The organism is Dyadobacter sp. CY326, from assembly GCF_021390515.1.
Classification (GTDB): Bacteria; Bacteroidota; Bacteroidia; order Cytophagales; family Spirosomataceae; genus Dyadobacter.
The window spans coordinates 316914-336247 of record NZ_JAJUXI010000006.1; the positions used below are offsets into that span (position 1 = coordinate 316914).

General features: G+C 46.2%; 13 protein-coding genes. 3 read left to right on the forward strand and 10 right to left on the reverse strand.

Annotation, left to right across the window (positions count from 1 at the left end):
• The first annotated feature begins 12 nt into the window (after positions 1-12).
• Both mutS and LZG73_RS14175 read left to right on the forward strand, forming a co-directional pair.
• Positions 13-2676, forward strand: coding sequence for a DNA mismatch repair protein MutS (gene mutS, locus LZG73_RS14170; RefSeq protein ID WP_233850679.1), 2664 nt, complete (start codon positions 13-15; stop codon positions 2674-2676).
• Between the two features lie 45 nt (positions 2677-2721).
• Entirely contained in the window at positions 2722-3924 is a 1203-nt protein-coding gene (locus LZG73_RS14175; RefSeq protein WP_233850681.1) for an MFS transporter, read from the forward strand.
• A gap of 68 nt (positions 3925-3992) precedes the next feature.
• Here LZG73_RS14175 and LZG73_RS14180 read toward each other — a convergent pair whose 3' ends face one another.
• The 7 genes from LZG73_RS14180 to LZG73_RS14210 all read right to left on the reverse strand — a co-directional run bounded on the left by LZG73_RS14180 (position 3993) and on the right by LZG73_RS14210 (position 13092).
• Positions 3993-4595 carry an RNA-binding protein gene (locus tag LZG73_RS14180; protein ID WP_233850683.1) on the reverse strand — a complete coding sequence of 201 codons (603 nt, stop codon included), beginning with the start codon at positions 4593-4595 and terminating at the stop codon, positions 3993-3995.
• 43 nt (positions 4596-4638) lie between these two features.
• The gene (locus tag LZG73_RS14185; protein ID WP_233850685.1) at positions 4639-5469 is read right to left on the reverse strand and encodes an SMP-30/gluconolactonase/LRE family protein; all 831 of its coding nucleotides are present in this window, start codon (positions 5467-5469) and stop codon (positions 4639-4641) included.
• A 75-nt stretch (positions 5470-5544) separates the two neighbouring features.
• The gene (locus LZG73_RS14190; RefSeq protein WP_233850687.1) at positions 5545-6000 is read right to left on the reverse strand and encodes an RES family NAD+ phosphorylase; all 456 of its coding nucleotides are present in this window, start codon (positions 5998-6000) and stop codon (positions 5545-5547) included.
• A gap of 6 nt (positions 6001-6006) precedes the next feature.
• A complete protein-coding gene (locus LZG73_RS14195; protein ID WP_233850689.1) occupies positions 6007-6522 on the reverse strand; it encodes an antitoxin Xre/MbcA/ParS toxin-binding domain-containing protein in 516 nt (171 codons plus the stop codon).
• Positions 6523-6622: 100 nt separating this feature from the next.
• Positions 6623-10057, reverse strand: coding sequence for a DUF1080 domain-containing protein (locus LZG73_RS14200; protein WP_233850691.1), 3435 nt, complete (start codon positions 10055-10057; stop codon positions 6623-6625).
• A 49-nt stretch (positions 10058-10106) separates the two neighbouring features.
• Positions 10107-11381 (reverse strand): Gfo/Idh/MocA family oxidoreductase, encoded by a 1275-nt coding sequence (locus LZG73_RS14205; protein WP_233850694.1) that lies wholly within the window; start codon positions 11379-11381, stop codon positions 10107-10109.
• A gap of 151 nt (positions 11382-11532) precedes the next feature.
• On the reverse strand, positions 11533-13092 hold the full coding sequence (locus tag LZG73_RS14210; RefSeq protein ID WP_233850696.1) for an acyl-CoA carboxylase subunit beta: 1560 nt from the start codon (positions 13090-13092) through the stop codon (positions 11533-11535).
• A gap of 86 nt (positions 13093-13178) precedes the next feature.
• On the opposite strand from LZG73_RS14210, the gene porQ reads away from it, so the two are divergent.
• Positions 13179-14252 (forward strand): type IX secretion system protein PorQ, encoded by a 1074-nt coding sequence (porQ, locus tag LZG73_RS14215; protein ID WP_233850698.1) that lies wholly within the window; start codon positions 13179-13181, stop codon positions 14250-14252.
• Between the two features lie 16 nt (positions 14253-14268).
• On the opposite strand, the gene LZG73_RS25560 is transcribed toward porQ, so the two are convergent.
• From LZG73_RS25560 to clpB, 3 genes are all read right to left on the reverse strand, one after another.
• Complete coding sequence (locus LZG73_RS25560; protein WP_304488737.1) at positions 14269-15765, reverse strand: ATP-binding cassette domain-containing protein; 1497 nt, start codon at positions 15763-15765, stop codon at positions 14269-14271.
• A 103-nt stretch (positions 15766-15868) separates the two neighbouring features.
• Positions 15869-16420: a type 1 glutamine amidotransferase domain-containing protein gene (locus LZG73_RS14230; RefSeq protein ID WP_233850700.1), complete on the reverse strand. Its 552-nt coding sequence runs from the start codon at positions 16418-16420 to the stop codon at positions 15869-15871.
• Between the two features lie 211 nt (positions 16421-16631).
• Entirely contained in the window at positions 16632-19235 is a 2604-nt protein-coding gene (gene clpB / locus LZG73_RS14235; RefSeq protein WP_233850702.1) for an ATP-dependent chaperone ClpB, read from the reverse strand.
• Between the last annotated feature and the right edge of the window lie 99 nt (positions 19236-19334).

Consider the following 19334-nt stretch of genomic DNA (forward strand, 5'->3'; position numbering starts at 1 on the left):
TACGGCTGATAGTTGGCAAAGGCACAAAAAGAAACTCCGCTTAATAAGCAATACAATCAGATCAAGGCTAAGTATCCGGGCGCACTCTTGCTTTTTCGCGTAGGGGATTTTTACGAAACTTTTGGAGAAGATGCGATTCGCGCCTCGAAGATTTTGGGGATTGTGCTCACACGCAGAAATAATGGCGGGTCGCATGAAGAATTGGCCGGTTTTCCACACCATTCACTTGATAATTATCTTCCCAAACTCGTCCGTGCCGGAGAGCGTGTTGCCATTTGCGACCAGCTTGAAGATCCTGCTTTTGCAAAAGGAATTGTAAAAAGAGGTGTTACGGAGCTGGTTACGCCAGGCGTTTCTTTGAATGATAATGTGCTGGATATTCGCAGGAACAATTATCTGGCGGCCGTGCACGTGGGTTCTGACAATTTATATGGCATCGCGTTCCTGGATATTTCCACAGGAGAGTTCATGACCGCGCAGGGCAATGCATCTTACATTGACAAGATGTTGCAGGGCTTCACGCCCGCTGAGGTTTTGTTTTGCAAAAGGCATAAGCAAGAATTCAACCAGCTTTTCGGTGGAAAATATCATACATTTCAGTTGGAAGACTGGTGCTTTGGCTATGAATATGGTTACGAGCAGCTGATCACGCATTTCCAAACTGCAACATTAAAAGGTTTTGGCATCGAAGCTTTGCCCATGGGCATCATTGCCGCTGGTGTGATCCTGCATTATTTGCGGGAAACGGAGCATAAGGAAGTGGGCCACATTGGACGCATTACGCGTTTGGAAGAAGAAAAATACGTCTGGCTCGACCGGTTTACGGTTCGCAACTTAGAATTAATTTATCCGCAACAAGAAGGCGGCGTGCCGTTAATCCAGATTTTGGATCAGACTGTTACGCCTATGGGTGCGCGATTGCTCCGGAAATGGATCGTTTTGCCGCTTAAAGAGAAGCTGCTCATTGAGGATCGTCTGAACACGGTCGAGCATTTTTTAGATAATGAAGATCTGCACGATGCGGTGATTCAGCATTTGAAACAAATCGGTGACCTGGAAAGGCTGATTTCGAAAGTTGCGGTGAAAAGGATCAACCCGCGTGAGCTCGTTCAACTGAAAAAATCATTGAAGCAGATCGCTCCCGTTCAGGAACTGATTTCTGGCATCATTCATCAGGAAGAAAGCAAATCGGCCAGTGGCAAAGACAATAAAAAAGCCATTAACCCAGCCATTGAAATATTAAAAAAATATGCGGATCAGCTGAATCCGTGTACTTTTTTGGTTGATAGAATTGAGAAAGAAATCCGGGATGACGCGCCAATTCTGACCAATCAGGGAAGAATTGTGAAAAGCGGCGTAGACCCTGAGCTGGACGAGCTGCATGCTATTTCTTACGAGGGAAAAGATTATTTGCTAAAACTCCAAAACCGCGAAATTGAAAGAACTGGAATCGGCTCGCTAAAAATCGCTTATAACAAGGTTTTTGGGTACTATCTGGAAGTCACGCACGCGCATCAAAACAAAGTGCCGACGGACTGGATCAGGAAGCAAACTTTGGTCAATGCCGAGCGTTATATCACGCCGGAATTGAAGGAATACGAAGAAAAAATCCTGAATGCAGAGGATAAAATCTCTTCAATTGAATATCGGATTTTTAACGAACTAATGCTTACAGCTGCCGAATATGTAAGCACGGTGCAGCAAAATGCATTTGTAATATCCACATTGGACGCACTGAGCTCATTTGCGACAGTTGCGCGAAAAAACAATTATGCAAAACCAGTCATCAGCGAAGGGAACGAACTTGATATTAAGGACGGACGCCATCCGGTGATTGAGCAGCAACTGCCGCTTGGCGAAAGTTATGTGCCGAATGATCTGTTTCTGGATGACATTGCGCAGCAGATCATTATCATCACCGGGCCTAACATGGCGGGAAAATCTGCATTGCTGAGACAAACGGCGCTGATCGTGCTGATGGCCCAAATGGGTTGTTATGTGCCTGCAAAATCTGCGGCCATTGGATTGGTGGACAAGATTTTCACGCGGGTAGGAGCGAGCGATAATTTGAGCCGGGGCGAAAGCACATTCATGGTTGAAATGACAGAAACGGCGAGTATCCTGAATAATTTGAGCAGCCGCAGTCTGGTTTTAATGGATGAAATAGGCCGCGGAACCAGCACCTATGACGGCGTCTCCATTGCATGGGCTATTGCTGAATATCTTCATAGTCAGGCAGATTGTCGTCCGAAAACATTGTTTGCAACGCATTATCACGAGCTTAACCAGCTTACGGACGACTTCCCCCGCATCAAAAATTTCAATGTTGCCGTCAAGGAAGTGGATAATAAGGTCATTTTCCTGCGAAAACTTAAACCAGGCGGAAGCGCACACAGCTTTGGGATTCACGTGGCCCAAATTGCGGGCATGCCGCAGCCTATCGTGCTGAGGGCGAGCGAGATCATGCACCATTTGGAAAAGGATCACGTAACGCAGGAGCACAAAAAGCGCGTAAAAGAAATCCCGAAAAACAACTTTCAGCTCAGCATATTCGAGCCAGCCGATCCGCGCCTGGAAGAGTTGAAGGAGAAGCTTTCGTTGGTCGATGTGAACACACTTTCGCCGATTGAGGCGCTTTTGAAGCTTAATGAATTCAAAAAGATCGTTCAGAACTAACCCAAAACACTTTATAATTTACCAATCAATCTCCTATCCCTTTTTATGAAAAACTCGACGCGTTTTCAATTGATGGCCATGATGTTCCTGCTCTATTTTATATGGGGCTCGTGGTATGGGCAAATGAGTAAATATCTGTTTACTGCACTTGGAGCGACGGGAGGGCAGGTTGGAAATGCTTATGCAGCCTTTTCAATTGCGCAGATCATCGCTCCCTTTTTCGTCGGAATGATTGCCGACCGTTACTTTGCCGCACAAAAAGTTTTAGGCGTTTTGAGCCTTGCGGGTGCCGCAATTCTTTTTGTTTTAATCGGCGTTGACGATCCGGACAACTTTTTCTGGATTATCCTAGCTTACTGCATTTCTTTCGCGCCCATGATGTCGCTTACGACTTCTATTGCCATGCAGCAGGTTACCAACTCGGAAAAGGATTTCCCAGCGATACGCGTAATGGGCACCGTTTCCTGGATTGTCGTTTCCAATATTATTGGTTATTATGGCTTTGGTGATGATGTGATGATCTTTAAAATTTCAATGGTCGCCTCAGCATTTCTGGGAGTTTACGCATTCTTTTTACCTGATACGCCTCCAAAACCGAGCACAAAATCGACTTTTACTGACATTCTTGGTCTTGATGCATTCACGCTTTTCAAAGACCGGTCATTTGCGATATTCTTCATTTCCTCGCTATTAATCTGCATTCCTTTGTCATTCTATTATGCCATGGCTAATCCGTCGTTGACTGATTCGGGCATGACCAATGTAGAGAATAAAATGTCGTTGGGCCAGGCTTCGGAAGTTGTTTTTATGCTCCTGATCCCGCTCGCATTCAGCCGTTTGGGTGTAAAATGGATGTTGGTTGTAGGGCTTATCGCCTGGATTATTCGCTTTATCGGTTTTGGTTATGGCGATGTGAACAGTGAATGGCTGCTTTATATGGCAATTATTCTGCACGGCGTTTGTTATGACTTCTTCTTCGTCACCGGCCAGATTTACACAGACAGCAAAGCAGGGGAAAAATATCGTTCTTCTGCGCAGGGACTTATTTCAATTGCAACCTACGGCATTGGAATGGGCATTGGCTCGTGGCTCGCGGGTTTGGTTGCGGACATGTACACTGTAAATGGTGTGAAGGATTGGACAAGCATCTGGATGGTTCCTGCGGGAATCGCGGCAGTCGTCTTAGTGCTGTTTGTCTTGTTCTTTAAGGACAATAAAATCAAAGCGAATAACGCAGTCCCTGCATAAGCGTTGATGTAAGTGCATAAAAAAACCTGTAAGTTGAATCTTACAGGTTTTTTTATGCCATTTATTTCTCAATAATCGTCATCATCGTCATCACCAATGTTTCGGGTGTAGTTTTTGGATCCACCTCCGCCTTTCTTGTGCTCACCGCCTCCCTTACCGAAACGGTCGTCAGGCTTCGATGATTTTCCTTTATCGCTATATCCACCGCCGTTGTAACTGCTGCGGTCGCTGCTTCTGTATCGGTCGTTATTTCCTCCACCTGAACTTTTATCGCCTCCTGAATAGCCGCCTCCTCCGCCAAACCCGCCTCCGCCTGGTGCGATTCCGCTGCCTGGGGTGCTTGGTCTGTCAGTGCTGCTGCCCGTTTCAGGACGAGCCGGTCTGTTAAATCCTCCTTCTCTTCTTGGCGCACCCGTATCAGTTCTTGCTTCTTTTTTCTGCGATTCATTGACAACCAGCGGCCGTCCGTACATATCTGCTCCGTTCAAGTTGTTGATTGCCAACCTTGCCTCTTCTTCATCCGGCATCTCGATAAAGCCGAAACCCTTGCTCTGACGTGTAATCTTGTCAATGATAATTTTCGCGGAGCTCACTGTTCCAAATTTTTCGAAAGCTTCACGCAGTTCGCTCTCCTTCAATTTAAAAGAAAGACTCCCAACAAAAATGTCCATGGAAACAACTGGTTTTAATTTAATTTTTAGGTTATAAATATATTTATTTTAACTGATAAGCTACTACACTGTTTTTTCCAAAAGTCGGCACGTAGACGATTTTTTTAACGGTATCGTACCCAATGTCCGCTGAATTGGTCTTGTCAGCGCTTGTATCCAGCAACTTTTGCGTGGTTCCGTCTGACTTTACGTAATAAACTACGCCAGCCCAGCACGAAACAATATATTCACCCGAAACCACCTGTTCAATTCCGTCTGTGCTTTTATCCATGCCCTCAGCAACAACACTCACTTCTTTTGTCGCGCTTACTTTTTTTAATGTTCCCGCATCCGCGATTAACACATCTGAGCCAACTGCCAAAACGCCATTGGGCCCGGTCAAATCCTCAATAAACGTTGTGATTTTACCATCCTTAATCAGATGCACTTTCTTTGTGCTCGAATCAGAAACGTAAATGTTGCCTTTTGCATCGATGGTAAGGTCATTCAAGAATTTTGAACCCTCCACAGCGTGTTTTTTAATGATTTTCCCTGATTTGATATCAATTTCAACCACGTCGGTTACATCTGTCACATACAATGTATTGCCTTTAATGCCCATGCCTTTTGGTGCGTTAAGACCGGTTATCCAATCTTTTGCAACAATTTTTCCATCCAATCCAACCTTGGCAATCCCGCCCTTCCCATCTTTTTCACCTGCTTGCCCGTCGATCAGTGCGACGTATAAAACTTGGTCCTTTGGACTAAAAAATACAGATTCCGGAACTGGAAGGGATGCGTCCGTTGCCCATATTTGGGTTAAAGAATGTTGTGCTTTCGCTGAAACTGCTCCTAATAAAAGTGCAGCTGATAAAAAAAGGTGACTGGTTTTCATATGGCTTGATTGTTACTAACTCAAAGCTAAATAAAAATGCCCAAATCAGTTGATTATGGGCATTTTTAAATTTTCTTATAATTTAATCCTTAAATCATAAACGAAGTCCTTGACATCAACAATGCGGAAGGCATCTTGCGCGACGAACATTGGATTGAGCAGATAATTAAATTCGTCAGTAATGATTGCCGAAGGAATTTGTAAAAATGCGTGAGAAGCTTTTTTAAGCACCATTGTTCCGTAATCTTTGGTCGAGGCGGGAGCAGGTGCATCGCGCCAATTGCCCGGTAAATCCGCAATGGAGGTTTGATAAATGTCCAGTGAAGCCAGCTCAAATGTCGTAATGCTCAGTGCGCGGGGAATGTCGTCAATGCTAATGTTGGCTGTATATTCGAGCAGCGCAAGGGCCCGACTGGCGGATGTGTAAATGCATGGAGTGAGTTTGTGATTCCAGCGCCCGCCGAAAAGCCTCGCGCCTTCGCCGGTAAGATCGTGTGCGTATTTTGTGCGCCCTATGCGGTAAACGATCATGAGGGATTAGGAATAAACGCCATAATCAATACGCCCGATCAGGTTTTTTACTTCCTCACGCCCATATTGATTATCCAAAAGATTATAAGGGCTTTCGCCTCCCAATGCACGGTTTGGGCTAAAAATCCATCGATTGAAGCGGTCCACATCCTCAAAAACTTCATAACCATAAGAATAAATATCCGCAAGCCCAACCAGCTTTTCACTGACCGTCGGGTTGAATTTATCTGCACCTTTTTTGTTAATCAGCGTTGCGCGCGCCACGGACAATGTTGCGGCCAGCTGGTCATAATCCATCCCGATCTTGTCCTTGAAGCCTTCGAGATCAGTTTTACTGATTCCTTGCTTTACAACACGCATTTTCTCGATTGCTGTCATTTTACTTTCGGGTTTGCGAACGGGTGAACTGAAAATAATGCTTGCTGGCATTACGCTATGACCATAAGCTGCCTGAGCCTCTTCCAAAATCTTTGGCTCACTTTCATCAACCGCCTCATACATCTTTTTACCCTGCTCCATCATAAAACAAATTTACACTTTCTCCGGTATAAATTTATACTAAAACAAAAAATCCTCCGCAATTTGCAGAGGATTTTTCTTGATAAATCTTTTATTCTTCTCGCTATTTCCGTTTCTTATTTTTAGTTGAAACCACAGGTTGTTCAGCGACTTTTGTCAAATCAGCGATCCTGATATTCCTGAATTTCAATTCAGATCCATGTCCCAGAAAGCCCAAATGCCCGCTGGTCCGTTTTAATCCGGGATGTTCTTTGTGATCCACGGTTCCGTTTTTACTTGCCTCGGCCAGATCACCGTCGAGAATGACCGTGCCGTTTAGCGTTACTTTAATTTTTGAACCCTGCACACGCACTTCTTCATAATTCCATTCACCCATTGGTTTCAAAAAGCCTCTTTTGGCAGGAATAATGCCATATGCCGATCCGTGATATTGATATTCGTGCAAATCCTTATAAATGTCCGCATCGTTATCCAAGATCTGGATTTCGGTTCCTACATAAGCCGCGTCTCCCTCCATCGGCGTCCTGATGCCCAATCCATTATTTGCTCCGGGAGTCAATTGAAATTCAAAACGGAAGTCGAAATCACTGAATTCGTCTTTTGTGTACAGATTTCCTTTGCCGCCTTTCTTTGGATCAACGACCAATGCGCCGTTATCAATGAAATAATCCGTTCGGTTGCCAACCCATTCAAACATATTTGTTCCGTCGAAAAGAACTTTGAAACCTTCTTTCTGTTCTGCATCGCTCAGTTTAAACGGCTCGGGACGCTCAATTTCGCGCACATAAATGTCTCGGTAATTGATCTGGTTTCCATGCGCTTGCAATTCGATCTGCTCTTTGGCGAAAATGGGCAGGTTACGGTCCCAGTAATTTTCCAATATCACATTATCAACAACATTTTCGCCATTCAAATCAACGGAAACGCGATCGCCAATCATGGTGATATGGAATGTGTTCCACTCGCCAATGGCGTTGTCGGCCAGTTTTGACGGCTTACTCGGATTGACTTTATTGTTATAAAGTCCGCCCGAACCAACCTGCGCACCCACGCTCACGCGTGACGTGTCCCAGATCTGCACCTGAGGCGTTCCGCGCAAATAAATGCCCGCATCGCCATCTTTCTGAATTTTCCAATCCACAAACATTTCAAAATCACCATATTGCTTCATCGTGGCAAGGTTGTCGCCATGACCTGAAAAAACGAGTTCCCCGTCTTTCGCAAACCAGTCTTTGTTAGCAGCTTCGTTGGCCTTTTTTTGCTTGTATGCCAAACTGTCCGCGCTCATTTTACCGCGAGCGATCGGGTTTTCAACCAAGCCTTTCCAGCCGGAAAGATCCTTTCCATTGAATAAAGCCACAAAACCTTCACCCTTTGGGATTTCTGATAAATGTCTTTTGATCGATTCCTTTTGATATTCAGCGTCTTTTCCTGTCAAAACTGAACTTGCTTTGGTAAGTAAATCGCGAATTTCGGCGCTGTAAAAGTTTTTGTTAGCCAATGCAATGGTCATCACAGCTTGTGCCGCAACTTGTTGTGTAGCCGGGTTATCCAGATATTTTCCAGCAAAAAGCAATGCATTAAATGTTCGCAAGCGTGGCAGCTCTTTTAGGATCATTTCTTTTTGTGCGTCTGTTTTGGCCAAAGCCATTGCTTCGCGAAGCATGATTACTTTCACCGTCGGTGTTTTAGCAGACTTAGTCGCAGCCGAAACATATCCACCCAATGCAGCCTCAAAATCCGCATTATCCGTTGTCTTTTTTGCAATTGCTAAAAGCTCGTTGGCGGAGGTTGCGTCAGCCCATGCAGACAATGCTGTGATGGCCGCTTTTTTGGCCTGGACGTCGCCGCTATTGTAAGCTGTTACCACGGAATTCAATGCTTGTTTTCCGCCAATGCTTGCTAAAACGCCCAGATAGTTGGACTGCTTATCCGCAGGTGACGCCTGAATTTGCGTTAAGATAAGATCCGTTTGGGCTTTCGTATCACCTGAACCTTTTACTCCGGCCGCAACTGCTTTTTGAATAGCAGACATCTGCTCAGCATCGCTAACCGTGTTAAGCAAAGTGAACATTTGCGGCAGATCATTGGTTGTTGCCAGCGATTTCAATGCATTGTAAGCCGATTTCGAAACTTCCGCATTGGGGCTTTTCAGCAAAGCAAACACATTGCTAAGCTTTGAACTGGCTTCACGCGCAGCCAAAACGTCAATCGCCGCAGGTTGCGCGGATGCAGGAAGCGAAGGCAAAGCGGTTGCAATTTGATTTACAACGGCATCACCCTTAATGGTTAACAAACTGCTTTTAACAGCCGCAACTTCATCCGCGTTAGCCGTTTTCAACACATTAATCAAACCCGGAACACTCGCTGCCTGACCGATTTTTCCCACTGCCCAAATTGCCGCGAGCTTCACTTTGCTATCCTTGGACGTCAATGATTTTTGAATGACAGGCAAAGCATCGTTTGAATTGGCATGTCCTAGCATTGTGATGATCTCAGCCTGAACCTCGGGTTTGGCCTTTTTCATTGCGTTCAACCAAGGCGTTGTGCCATCAGCCATTAAATATTTTTGCCCCAATTTCAATGCAGCAGCGCGATATTGCGGATCAGCGCTTTGCAAAGCATTCACCAGCACGGGAACAGATTCGCGTTTTTTAATGTCTGAGTAAATTTTCAAAGCAGATGACCGCGTTGGTCCTTGCTTGGCATCCGGCGTGTTTTTTAGCAATGCCAATGCGGCTTTTTCAGATGCGGCAGCGTTGCCGTTTTCCGCCAGTCTTGCCAGATATTTGAGGTAAACAGCAGTCGCATCCGATTCGTCATAACCGAAATTCGCTTTTTGTGCCGCAGCCAATAATATCGACTCAGAGGAAGGAGCGCCAATCTCGGAAAGCGCAAACAAGCTTACTTTGCGCAAAAGCAGATCCTCATTCACAGCCGATTTTTCAATAACCGAGGCCGCCTCCTTGTAACGAACGCCGCCTAATGCTTCAATGATCGCAATCTTCGTGCTTTCCGGAGCGCCTTCCAAACCTTGCAATAGCGCAGCGCCAGCAGCAGGAGAGGCGATTCTGGCCAATGTTCTTGAAGCCGGACCAGAAAGTCTTTCGTCTTTCAAATAGGATTTCAAAACCTCTATCGACTCGTCTTTCCCAACCGTCTGCAATTGGTAAATCAGAAAGTTTTTGCTATCCGGATCGCTTACTTTCGATAATGCTTCTCCGTAAGCTTCCGCAGCTATTTTTCGAAAATCCTCTTTGCCAGCCTGAGAAGCATAGTAAGTGAAACCGCCGATTGCATATTGGATTTTTGTATTATCTCCTTTGCCCAGCGGCGTCAGCATGGAAGCGATTTGAACCAGTCCCGGCTTGCCGAGCTGGCCCAGTTCTTCCATGTTTTTCTTTAATGCAGCTTCGTTTTGGGAAGGAAATTTGGATAACAATGTTTTGACTTTCGTCGCCAGCGCATCGTCCGTTTGAGCCCATGCCTGCGAAATCAACATGCAGAGGGCCAAAATGTTATATAAGTTTCTTTTCATTGAATATCAAGGATGGAAATGAATGAATGCAAAGTTGAACAAACCCAGATTACATGGTCCAGGGGCCACGCATCGGTTGGTTAATGAGTCGGTTTGCACCTTCATCGTCTATAAATTCCTGTTTTTCGGGGTCAAATTTCAATGAGCGTCCCAACCTTAATGCAGCAAGTCCCATGTTTACAATGGTGCACGAACGGTGTCCGTTTTCTTCATTAAGCGCAAACTTCTTACGGTTTTTGACAGCATCTACAAAGTCTGTAACCTGCGGTTCGGGGTCCGGGAATGCGGCCAATTTCTTTTCAAGATCAGGAATGTCGGACTGGAAATTTGGGAAAAGCTTGCCTTTCGGACCTTCTATGTAAGCCACTTTTTCGTCCTTTGCTTTACCATCCAGCACAATCTGGCAGCCATCAGCATAAGTGTAAGTGATGCGGCGCCACGTTCCTACGGCTTCCGTATGTTGCTGAGGGGCATCCACTTCCACGCTTACCGGGCTTGTATCATCTTTGCCCAAAAAATATTGAATAGGGTCAATGTAATGCTGGCCCATATCGCCTAATCCGCCGCCATCGTAATCCCAGTAACCCCGGAAAGTCTGGTGCACGCGGTGTTCGCTATATGGCTTGTAAGGCGCAGGTCCGAGCCACATTTCGTAATCCAGCTCGGCAGGAACGGGCATGGGCGCGTTGTTTGTGTTGCCAACCCAATAAAATTTCCAGTCGAAACCCGTATGCTTGCTAACGGTCACTTTCAAAGGCCATCCCAGCAAACCGCTTTGAACCAGCTTTTTAATGGGTTTAACCGGCGTTCTCATGCCGTAGAAATTGTCCTGAAAACGAAACCAGGTGTTGAGCCTGAAAATCCGGCCGTGCTGCTGCACAGCCTCCACCAGGCGTTTTCCTTCCCCGATCGTGCGCGTCATCGGTTTTTCACACCAAACGTCTTTTCCGGCGCGCGCAGCGTCTGCGGCAATGATCCCGTGCCAATGCGGTGGCGTGGCCACGTGGACAATGTCAACTTCGGGAAGCTGGATCACTTCGCGATAATCGGAAAAGGTTTTTACGCCTTTGTCCACCATTCCGACGGCAATGTCAAGATGTTTTTTATCCACATCGCAAAGCGCAACGACCTTGGTGCCGGCATATGGAATGTGGCCGCGGCCCATGGAGCCGGTGCCTACGATGGCTTTGGTCAGCTGATCGCTGGGGGCAATAAATCCTTTGCCCAAAACATGGCGCGGGACAATTGAAAAAGTGGCCAGCGTGGCAAGTGAACCTTTAATAAAGGTCCGTCTGGACGCAGATGTGCCGTTTTTTTCTTTCATTAATTAAGGATGTTTAGGAATTAAATGTAAAGTCTTAGGTGAATTTAGGATAATAATCAGAATGTAACAAAGCGGCATTTCCGATGCGGAACATTAAGCACAATTTACTTTGGAATGAAATAGTGTTTCTCCTAACATTCCTATAATGCCCTCAAAGCGGGATGTTTCCGTGCTTTTTTCTCGGACGGATATCGACTTTATTTTCGAGCATTTCGAATGCGCGGATGAGTTTCTCGCGCGTCTGCTCCGGATAAATAACTTCGTCAATGTAACCCCGGTGTGCGGCGCGATAGGGATTGGTAAATTTCTCAGTGTAGTCGTCAATTTTCTCTTTCAACTTTTCAGCGGGATCTTCGGCTTGCGCAATTTCGCGTTTGAAAATAATTTCAGCAGCGCCGCTTGCGCCCATTACGGCAATTTCGGCAGTTGGCCACGCAAAATTCATATCCGCGCCAATGTGCTTGGAATTCATCACATCATATGCGCCTCCGTATGCCTTGCGTGTGATGACCGTAATGCGGGGAACCGTGGCTTCGCAAAAGGCGTAAAGCAATTTGGCGCCATTGGTAATGATGGCATTCCACTCCTGATCTGTTCCCGGCAAAAAGCCCGGCACATCTTCCAGCACAAGCAATGGCACATTGAAACTGTCACAAAATCTGACAAATCGTGCGGCTTTCTGGCTGGAATGAATGTCGAGCACGCCTGCTAAAACGGCCGGTTGATTGGCCACAATGCCAATGCTCCTGCCCGCTATTCTTGCAAAACCGACGACGATATTTTCAGCAAAATTTTGATGGACTTCGAAAAATGTATCCGCATCCGCGATTTCTGCAATGACTTCCCGCATGTCGTAAGGCTGGTTGGCATTGTCGGGAATGATCGTGTTTAGCCCAGGCCGGGACTCGTTTTTGTTCTCGTAAGGCAGTTTTGGCGCATTTTCTTCGCAATTCTGCGGAATGTAACTGAGCAGTTTTTTGATCGCCAGCAAGCATTCGACTTCATTAGGAGACACAAAATGTGTGATTCCCGACTTTGTTGCATGCGTCATCGCGCCGCCCAGTTCCTCGGCCGTAACCGTTTCGTGCGTAACGGTTTTTACCACATTAGGGCCGGTCACAAACATGTAACTTGTGTTTTCGACCATTAAAATAAAGTCTGTAATGGCGGGAGAATATACGGCCCCGCCCGCGCACGGACCCATCACGGCCGAAATTTGCGGGATGACGCCGGATGCCAATGTGTTTTTATAAAAAATATCTGCATAACCCGCCAGTGAAAGCACGCCTTCCTGAATTCTTGCGCCACCCGAATCATTCAATCCAATCAGCGGAGCGCCATTTTTCATGGCCAGATCCATGATTTTACAGATCTTCTCAGCATGCGTTTCGGACAACGAGCCGCCAAAAACGGTAAAATCCTGCGCGAAAATGTAAACAAGCCGACCATTGACCTTCCCGTAACCCGTCACCACGCCGTCGCCCAGATAATGCTCCTTATCCAGACCAAAATCCTTGCTCCGATGCAGCACAAACTTCCCGATTTCTTCAAATGTGCCCTTATCGAGCAGCACCATGATCCGCTCGCGGGCAGTTAACTTGCCTTTGGCGTGCTGCGCCGCAATCCGTTGCTCACCTCCACCCAAATCTGCCTCAGCATTTTTCTGGTCTAAAAGTTCTTTTTTTGAAGTCGAGGAAGATACTGATCCCATGTAATACGGACGATATGGTTACATTTGTTCTTGTAGAGGTCATAAATATAGTGTCATTTTACTGATTCGGGAAATTATTGCAGCTTATGAGGCAGAACGGATTGTGCGCGTTATTTTTTGCAGGATTCCTTTGCGTCCTGGCAGGAATGGTGAAAGCGCAATCAATTGGCGGAAGAAGTAAACTTGATTTTTTGCAACTGCCTGCCCAGGCTAAAAGCACAGCATTAGGCGCCAATCATCTGACGATCTCCGGCAATGATCCCGCGCTTTTTATCCAAAATCCTGCCCTGCTCGACTCTTCAAAAGCCAACAATGTCTCCATCAATTTAATGCCTTATCTGGCAGATACGCGATTTGTCAATACTGCTTATGCAAGGCGGATTGGGAAATCTGCGGGCGTTTGGGCCGTTGGATTGCAATATCTGAATTACGGAACAATGGTCGAAACCGATGACATTGGCAACGTGATAGGGGAGTTTCGGGCTGCGGATTATGGCATTTCTGCGGGTTATGGGCACACATTAGGCGCATTTACAGTTGGTGGAACCTTGAAATTTGCCGGAGCGTCCATTCAATCTTATAATTTATACGGCATAGCATTCGACTGGGGAGGTGCTTTTAAACATCCGACGCAGGATTTGACGGTCGGTTTTGTTGTCAAAAACTTGGGTTTTTTGAAGCAAAATTATTCCAGTCTTGGTGATCCAACATTGCCTTTCGACGTGCGGGTAGGAATGACTTTCAAGCCGAAATATATGCCGGTTCGCGTTTCAGTCACGGTGCATCATTTGAACAAGTTTGATATGGTTTACAATGACCCAAATCTGTTTTTCACCTATGATAACAATGGCAATAAAGTGCCAAGAAAGGTCCGGGTTGCGGAAAAGCTTGGCCGGCATTTGGCTCTGGGAGCGGAAGCTTTAATCCATCCAAATTTCCGGATTATGCTGGGTTATGACCATTTGCGGAGGCAGGAATTAAGGCTGGCGAATAAAGGCGCATTGGCTGGCTTTTCGTTTGGTGCGTGGATGCGGATCAAGCGATTTGAGGTCGGTTATGGGCGAGCGCAATATGTTTCAGGCTTTGGCAGCAGCTCATTGTCTATTGTGATGAATTTGAAAAATGGATTTTTGAAAGAGGCTGCGAACCCGGTTCGCTAGACATTGAATCTCACATTCAATTGACGACTCTTCCCTCATTCAGTCGCAAAGTTTTCGTTACGCAGCTCGGGATTTCATTCGGATAATGTGAAACGTAAATCAATGTTCGCTCTGGTGTGTCGCAAATGGCGTCGACAACCGCTTTGAAATATTCGATCGCGTCTGCATCCAATCCCTGACAGGGCTCGTCCAGGATCAGCAATGGCGGATTTTTAACCAATGCGCGGGCTAGCAAAACCATGCGCTGCTGCCCTTTGGACAACTCAGAGAATTTCTTTTCAATCAATTCATGCACATGCAATAACCGCGCAACTTCGTGAACGCGCTCAATTTGCGTTTCTGAAAGTTTTTTGAAAAACACGCCTGTCGCGTCAAAAAAGCCGGATGCAATGGTCTTGAACACAGTTGTTTCCCGTGGGAAATAGAGGTGCAACTCCGGAGAAACATGGCCGATCTTTTGTTTAATGTCCCAAATGGAAGCGCCTATGCCGCCTCGTTTTTTATCGAACAAATCAAAATCATTGGCAAAGCGCTGCGGATTATCGGCTGTGATAATGCTCAGCAATGTTGATTTTCCGGAACCATTAGGACCTGAAAGCGCCCATTTTTCACCTTTTGCAATCTTCCAATTGACGTCGCTCAAAATTTGCTGTTCGAGATAGCGCACATTGATGTTTCTCAGATCAATTGCATTCTCAAAATCAATGTGAACCGGTTGTCCAAACCGGGCAAGTTCTGCCGGATCAGGTTTGGGATCGTGTGAATTGTGCGCCGAGTGTTTGGTATAATCTTGTATATCAAGTGTTTGATAAATATTTCCCGCCTCCAATTCGATCACATTTGTAATGCATGATGGGATTTCAGCAGCAGTGGTCGCCATGATAATTGTCACGCCTGATGCTGCCAACCCATTCAGGGCATTGCGTAAAACTTCCCTGGAATGTACATCCAGACCGCTGAATGCATTATCCAGAACCAAAATTTTAGGTTTTTTTAATAAGGATTTGGCAAGAAGCATGCGCCTTGTTTCACCATTCGATAAGGTCACAAATGGATGATCGAGCAAATGTGTGATGGACAACAGAGCTGCAACTTTTTGCAAATCCTCCTCGCTCACCAGCGTCGGAGCGAGGCTTACTGAATTTTCATTTACCGTTCCAACAGGTTTCAATTGATCTGTCAATATCGCGCGCACCAGCGGCGCACGCTCAGATTCGTAAGCATGAAAACGCTGCTGATAATATTCAGCGCCAGCGCTTACAATGCGATTGAATGAATAATCATGAGAAACAAGCTCAATGGCCTGGCGCAATGGTGCCGGTAAATTATAGATAATCTTTCCCTGGGATACAGGCCATTTCCCGGCAATCACGTCCAGCAAAATCGTTTTTCCCGATCCATTGGGCCCGAGCACAGCCCAATGCTGACCGTTTTCAATGTCAAAATTGACGTCCGATAAAACTGTGGTGTTGTATTTGCGGGCCGAAACGCCTTGAAGAGAAATGAGTGTCATGAAAGCACAAAATCAATGAATCGCCAAAGATAGCAGCCTCGCTGATTTTATGAAGTTTTTGCAAATCCTCCGTGGAAGGTTTACTCGACTTTTGCCGAAAGCCTTACTGATGCAATTCCATGTTGAATTCCTTGATCATTGTGCTGGTAAATGCGGATAAGTCGTCTGTCGTTCTGCTTGTAATCAATCCGTTGTCTGTTACAACTTCCTGGTCGACCCAGCGAGCGCCGGCATTTTGCAGGTCATGGCGGATTGCTGCGTAGGAAGTTAAAACCCGACCGAGCACGACATCGGCGTCAATCAAGATTTGTGGGCCGTGGCACATTGCTGCAACCGGTTTTCCCAGTGAGAAAAATGACTTGACGAACTCCACGGCACGCCTGTTCATTCTCAACAAGTTCTGACCCAGAACGCCGCCGGGCAACAACAATGCGTCGTAATAATCGGCACGGGCAAGCGCGAGCGGGACATCTACATTGTGCCTTTCGCCCCAGTCCAGATGGCTCCACCCTCTAACGGCGCCCTTGTTGGGCGAGATCAGATGTGTTGTTGCACCGTTCTGATTTAGGACTTTTCTGGGGCAAGTCATTTCCACTTGCTCAAATCCGTCGGCAACCAGAATCGCAACTTTGAATGAATTTAGTGATTGTTCCACGGGATTGCTCTTAAATAAAGGGTTAGATTATTTGCATAATTAATTGTACAAAAATTATGCCAAAAAATTGTCACCCAATCGATGCGCTTTTCAAAATACGATCGTAGCATTGCAGCCCCAATTGTAGACAAAGGCTTGTCGATCTTATCCCAATTAAAACAAAACGAGCGGCAATGTTGCCGCTCGTTCAAATATGAAATTTTCCAGATTGTTAGATTTCTACTCCGCCGACATTCTCAAAAATGAGATCGCCGTGCGCATTCAGCTCCATCATAATCACCGAATCTTTGGCAACCTGACCGCTTAATATGCCTTTTGAAAGCTCATTCAGAATACGTCGTTGCAAAACCCGTTTCAATGGTCTGGCTCCATATGCCTGGTCAAACCCGTCTTCTCCCAGCTTGGTCAGGGCCTCGTCGGTTGCATCCAATGTGATGCCTTGTTCCAGAAGCATCTTTTGAATTCCTTTAAATTGTATGTCAACAATTTTCCGGATATTTTTCATGGTAAGCGGCTCAAACAGCACGATCTCGTCAATGCGGTTTAAAAACTCAGGTCTTACCGATGATTTTAGCAAATCCAACACGGCTTGCTTGGCTTCCTCCACGATGAGCGGGTGGTTCCAGCCTTCATCCTCGGCAAATTTTTCCTGGATAATGTGGCTGCCAATGTTGGACGTCATGATAATGATCGTGTTTTTGAAATTTGCAACCCGACCTTTGTTATCGGTCAAGCGGCCTTCATCAAGCACTTGCAAGAGAATGTTCCAAACGTCCGGATGTCCTTTTTCAATTTCATCCAACAAAATCACACTGTAAGGTTTGCGTCGCACGGCCTCTGTTAACTGGCCACCTTCGTCATAACCCACATATCCCGGAGGCGCTCCCACCAGCCTACTTACTGAATGGCGTTCCTGATATTCGCTCATGTCGATCCGCACAATGGCGTTTTCATCATTAAACAAATATTCGGCAAGCGTTTTGGCAAGCTCCGTTTTTCCGACACCGGTTGGTCCCAGGAACAAGAAACTGCCGATGGGGCGTTTCGCGTCCTGCAATCCTGCGCGGCTGCGTCGCACGGCATCCGCAACGACTTCAATGGCTTCATCTTGCCCGGCGACGCGCTGATGCAGGTGACTTTCAAGCTGCAACAATTTCTCACGATCGCTTTGCAGCATTTTGCTCACCGGAATTCCGGTCCATTTGGCCACAACCTCAGCAATGTCCTCAGGCGTGATTTCCTCCTGCATTAGGCTCTCCGAATCCTGAGACTTTTGCAACTCGGTAAGCCTGTTTTGCACTTCCGGTATGCGGCCGTAACGAATTTCAGCCACTTTGCCGAAATCACCGGCACGCTCAGCCTGCTCAGCTTCCAACCTTAATTGTTCACTCTGCTCTTTCAGCGTCCGCACCTCATTAACGGCGCCTTTTTCATTTTCCCATTGCGCTTTAAGCGTGTTGCGCTCTTCGCTCAGGTCTGCAATTTCTTTGTTAAGGACCGTTTCTTTGTCTTTATTGTTCTCACGACGAATCGCTTCGCGCTCGATTTCAAGCTGCATAATGCGTCGGTTCAGCTCGTCCAGCTCTTCGGGAACGCTGTCCATTTCAAGTCGCAGCTTGGATGCGGCTTCGTCCATCAAGTCAATGGCTTTGTCCGGAAGAAAACGCTCGCTGATGTAACGATTGGAAAGTTCAACGGCTGCTATAACCGCGTCATCCTGAATCCGGACGCCATGGTGCAGCTCATATTTTTCCTTGATCCCGCGCAGAATGCTGATTGCATCCGGAATGTCTGGTTCATCAACCATAACAGCCTGAAAGCGGCGTTCGAGCGCCTTGTCTTTCTCCATGTATTTTTGATATTCCTTTAAAGTCGTTGCACCGATGGCGTGAAGTTCGCCTCTGGCAAGTGCTGGTTTCAGCAAGTTTGCTGCGTCCATTGCGCTTTCGCCGCCGCCACCCGCACCGATCAATGTGTGGATCTCGTCAATAAACAACACGATCTCACCTTCTGAATCTGTAACTTCTTTGATAACAGCTTTGAGCCTTTCTTCAAACTCACCTTTGTATTTCGCACCGGCAATCAAAAGTCCCATATCGAGGGAGACAATGATCTTCGATTTAAGGTTTTCTGGAACGTCGCCCTGCACAATTCTTTGCGCAAGCCCTTCCACAATGGCAGTTTTACCGACGCCCGGTTCACCCAAAAGAATCGGGTTATTCTTGGTTCTGCGGCTCAAAATTTGCAAAACCCGCCTGATTTCTTCGTCACGACCAATAACAGGATCTATTTTTCCGGCTTTGGCCAATTCATTTAAATTCTTGCTGTAACGTTCCAGCGAACGATATTTAGCCTCTGCGTTTTGATCTTTCACGGGGTTATTTTTTCCTCTGAGTTCTTTGATTGCATTAATCAATTCTTTTTCCTTAAAACCCACTTCCTTCATTGCGCTTGCAGTAGAATCTTTTCCACCCAAAATGCCTAGAATGAGCAGTTCAATGCTGATGAACTCGTCACCAAATTCTTTCAGATAATGCTGCGCTTTCGCACTTGCCGCAGCCATATCATTGCCGAGATAAGGCTGTCCACCGCTTACGCGCGGGTAACTTTCTAATATTTTTTCCAAACGCGAGTTCAACACGTCGGGACTGATATTCAATTTGTTAAGTAAAAATAGGGAGGTGTTAGGATCTTCCTCTAAAATGGATTTGAGCACATGACCTGTTTCAATGGCCTGTTGCTGGTTTCCCTGAACCATTTGCGCAGCATGCTGAATGATCTCCTGCGCCTTGATTGTATATTGGTTAAAGTTCATGGCGATGAATGTTTGATAACGCTATTGGGCTTGTGAAAAATTATATGCCTGATGCGAGAACCTGCTATTTTGGCATTATAGCGGGAAAAATGAAAGTTT

Excerpts from the sequence above, each read along its gene's own strand:
- LZG73_RS14175 (WP_233850681.1), top strand. The coding sequence starts at position 2,722 with ATGAAAAACTCGACGCGTTTTCAATTGATGGCCATGATGTTCCTGCTC.
- LZG73_RS14185 (WP_233850685.1), bottom strand. The coding sequence starts at position 5,469 with ATGAAAACCAGTCACCTTTTTTTATCAGCTGCACTTTTATTAGGAGCA.
- LZG73_RS14190 (WP_233850687.1), bottom strand. The coding sequence starts at position 6,000 with ATGATCGTTTACCGCATAGGGCGCACAAAATACGCACACGATCTTACC.
- clpB (WP_233850702.1), bottom strand. The coding sequence starts at position 19,235 with ATGAACTTTAACCAATATACAATCAAGGCGCAGGAGATCATTCAGCAT.
- LZG73_RS25560 (WP_304488737.1), bottom strand. The coding sequence starts at position 15,765 with ATGACACTCATTTCTCTTCAAGGCGTTTCGGCCCGCAAATACAACACC.
- LZG73_RS14195 (WP_233850689.1), bottom strand. The coding sequence starts at position 6,522 with ATGATGGAGCAGGGTAAAAAGATGTATGAGGCGGTTGATGAAAGTGAG.
- LZG73_RS14210 (WP_233850696.1), bottom strand. The coding sequence starts at position 13,092 with ATGGGATCAGTATCTTCCTCGACTTCAAAAAAAGAACTTTTAGACCAG.
- LZG73_RS14205 (WP_233850694.1), bottom strand. The coding sequence starts at position 11,381 with ATGAAAGAAAAAAACGGCACATCTGCGTCCAGACGGACCTTTATTAAA.
- LZG73_RS14200 (WP_233850691.1), bottom strand. The coding sequence starts at position 10,057 with ATGAAAAGAAACTTATATAACATTTTGGCCCTCTGCATGTTGATTTCG.
- porQ (WP_233850698.1), top strand. The coding sequence starts at position 13,179 with ATGAGGCAGAACGGATTGTGCGCGTTATTTTTTGCAGGATTCCTTTGC.
- LZG73_RS14180 (WP_233850683.1), bottom strand. The coding sequence starts at position 4,595 with ATGGACATTTTTGTTGGGAGTCTTTCTTTTAAATTGAAGGAGAGCGAA.